Raw genomic sequence first — 2,909 nt, forward strand, 5'->3', positions numbered from 1 at the left:
GCGCCGCCGTCCGACATGAGGTCACCGGTGCGCCTGGCCGGGCTGGCCATCGCGCTCGCCGGCCTGGTGCTGGTGGTCTACGACAGCCTGGCGGCGGCGCGCTTCGGCGCCGTGGGGCTGCTGTTCGCGCTCGGCGCATTGGTGTCCATCAGCGCCGGCACGCTGATGCAAAAACGGCTGGACCAGGCGCCCGCCGTCGTGCTGCCGCTGCAGTACGCGGTGAGCCTTGCGCTGTGCGCGGCGATCGTGCCGCTGTTCCCGGTGCAGGTGCAATGGACGGCCGGGCTGGCCGGTTCGGTCTTCTGCATGGGCGTGGTGATCTCGGTGGTGGCGACGCTGCTGCTGTACCGCCTGATCCGCGCCGGCAACCTGGTCAACGTCACCAGCCTGTTCTACCTGGTGCCGGGCGGCACCGCGCTGCTGGACTACCTGGTGTTCGGCAACCGCATGGCGCCGCTCGCGCTCGCCGGCCTGGCGGCCATTGTGGTGGGGCTGGTGCAGGTGTTCCGCACGCCAGCGGCGGCGCGGGCCTGAGAGCGCCTGGCCCGCGCACGTGGCGCCTGCGCGATAGCGTTTGGCGCCTCGCGCGCGGTGTGCGCACCTAGCATGCCTGCATGGATTTCGACACGCTTCTCGTTCATTCAGGCCGTGCCTCGGCACCCGCGGTGCAAGCCGTCAACGCGCCGCTGGTGCGCGCCTCCACCGTGGTCTTCGACACGCTGGACAGCTACAAGCAGGCGCAGCGCGGGACCGTGTTCGACGGCCCGCGCTACGGCCGCTCGGGCACGCCCACCACCTTCGAGCTGCAGCGCGCGATGGCCGCGCTGTGCGGTGCGCAGGCCTGCATCGCCACCAGCTGCGGGCTGTCGGCGATCACGGCGGTGCTGAGCGCCTACGCAGGACCCGGCAAACACCTGCTGCTGAGCGCCGGCGTGTACGGGCCGGCGCGCAACTTCTGCGAGAAGGAACTCGCGCCCACCGGCACCGAGATCGAATTCTTCGCGCACGGCGCGGACGTGTCGCAGTTACTGCGCGATACCACCAGCCTGGTGTGGATCGAGACGCCGGCATCCCTCACCATGGAGATGCTCGACGTGCGCGCCATCTGCGCCGCGGCGCGCGCGCGCGGCATCCCGGTCGGCGCGGATTCCACCTGGGGCACGCCGCTGTTCTTCGACGCGCACGGCCTGGGCATCGACATCTCCATGCACGCAGCCACCAAGTTCATCAGCGGCCACTCCGACGTGATGCTGGGCCTGGTCACCGGTTCGCGCGACGCGCTGCAGCGTGTGCGCGCGTACTGCGAGCGCAGCGGCACGCATGCCGCGCCCGACGCCTGCTGGCTGGCGCTGCGCGGGCTGCGCACCCTGGGCGTGCGGATGCGGCGACACGAGGCCTCGGCGCTGGCCGTTGCGCGCTGGTTGCAGCAGCAACCGTCGGTGCGCCGCGTGCTATTTCCGGCGCTGGAGTCGGACCCCGGGCACGCGCTGTGGCGCGCCCAGTTCTCGGGCGCCGCGGGCCCGTTCACGATCGAGCTGGCGCCCTGCACTGAGGAAGCATTCGCGCGCTTCATCGACACGCTGCGCCTGTTCGGCCTGGGCACCAGCTGGGGCGGCTTCGAAAGCCTGGTGATGCCGGCGGTGCCGCACCACTTGCGCGCACTGAGCGGTGCGGCCGACGCGCCGCGGCTGGTGCGGCTGCACGTGGGACTGGAGGACCCGAGCGACCTGTGTCAGGACCTGGCGGGCGCCTTCGAAGCCTCTACCTCTTGAGTCTGGGAACGGAACGCGCTGGGCGTGCAGCCCAGCAGGTCACGAAATGCCGCGACATAGGCGGCATCGCTGGCGAACTGCAGCTGCCGCGCCACTGCCTTGACCGGCCGGCCCGCGTTCAGCAGGTCCAGCGACGCGATCACGCGCGCGCGTTGCCGCCACGCGCGAAAGCTCATGCCCATGTCCCCGGTGAAGTGCCGGGTGAAGCTGCGCTCCGACATCGCAGCCTCTTGCGCCAGCCGCTCGATGGGCCAATGCCAGGCCTGCGCCTGCAGCAGCAGGGCCAGCGCGCGGTGCAGGCGCGCATCGGCCGGCATGGGCAGCGAGATAGGCAGCGCCGGCGCATGGCGCAGCGTGCGCAGCAGCAGGCCGGCCATGGCTTCGTGCGTGGCGTGGTCGAACTGCGCATCGAACAGGCCGAGCACCAGCTCGCGGATCAGCGGCGAGGCGGCCACCGCATGCACTTGGTCCAGCCGCTGCGCGGGCAGGCAGCGCGCGATCAGCGCGGGCTGGAAGTACACGGTGCGCATGTCGGTCGACGACAGCGTGCGCACCGTGTGCGGCTGCCGGTGGGGAATCCATAGCGCGCGCTGCGGCGGCACCGTCCATTGCACATTCGCGGTTTCCACCAGCATCACGCCGCTGGTGCCGAACACGAGCTGGCCACGGCCATGCTGGTGCCGCGGCAACATGGCGCCGGCCGCGTGCGTCTTGGCCAGCGTCGCCCACAGGCCATGGTCCTGGCGCTCGGGCGCGTGCGGGTCGCGGTTCGGAGGCATGCCGCCATCGTAGCGGCGGCCGCGCGCTCAGGCCCTGCTTATTGCTGGCTCACGTAGGTGTCGGCGCCGCGCTGCACGATGGTCATCGGCGGATCGCGCAGCTCGGTGATCATGGTCTGCGTGCGCGGCGTAGGCGCGACCGACGTGAGCGCGCGGCGTACCGGCGGCAGGCCGCTGGGCACCACGGTCACCGAGGGCCGCACCGCACCGGCGGCGGCTTCGGGCGGCACCATCACGATCTGGCCGCCCAGCGAGGTGTAGGGCAGGTGCATGGCGGTCGCGGTGGCGCGGTCGGTCAGCAGCGGCGCGGCCTGCTGCACCGCGAGGTCGGGACCGCGCTGGAGGACCTGTACGCATC

Annotated in this window: 4 protein-coding genes; 2 read left to right on the forward strand and 2 right to left on the reverse strand. The window is 71.8% G+C overall.

Going from position 1 to position 2,909, the window contains the following annotated elements; all coding sequences use genetic code 11:
- Together H0U68_RS03205 and H0U68_RS03210 are read left to right on the forward strand one after the other, a co-directional pair.
- A partial coding sequence (locus tag H0U68_RS03205) for a DMT family transporter (protein ID WP_296352721.1) occupies window positions 1-534 on the forward strand: 534 nt, incomplete at its 5' end.
- A gap of 80 nt (window positions 535-614) precedes the next feature.
- On the forward strand, window positions 615-1,772 hold the full coding sequence (locus H0U68_RS03210; protein WP_296352722.1) for a PLP-dependent aspartate aminotransferase family protein: 1,158 nt from the start codon (window positions 615-617) through the stop codon (window positions 1,770-1,772).
- Here the strand turns inward: H0U68_RS03210 and H0U68_RS03215 are convergent.
- On the reverse strand, window positions 1,733-2,551 hold the full coding sequence (locus tag H0U68_RS03215) for a helix-turn-helix transcriptional regulator (protein ID WP_296352723.1): 819 nt from the start codon (window positions 2,549-2,551) through the stop codon (window positions 1,733-1,735). The two genes, H0U68_RS03210 and H0U68_RS03215, sit on opposite strands and share 40 nt — an antisense overlap.
- 38 nt (window positions 2,552-2,589) lie before the next feature.
- The coding region (locus H0U68_RS03220; RefSeq protein WP_296352724.1) for a hypothetical protein at window positions 2,590-2,909 on the reverse strand (320 nt) is incomplete at its 5' end.

Source organism: Ramlibacter sp., from assembly GCF_013697775.1.
In the GTDB taxonomy this organism is placed as follows: Bacteria; Pseudomonadota; Gammaproteobacteria; order Burkholderiales; family Burkholderiaceae_C; genus Ramlibacter.

What these genes read in the sequence shown, in the direction of transcription:
- H0U68_RS03210 (WP_296352722.1), top strand. Translation starts at nt 615, where the DNA reads ATGGATTTCGACACGCTTCTCGTTCATTCAGGCCGTGCCTCGGCACCC.
- H0U68_RS03215 (WP_296352723.1), bottom strand. Translation starts at nt 2,551, where the DNA reads ATGCCTCCGAACCGCGACCCGCACGCGCCCGAGCGCCAGGACCATGGC.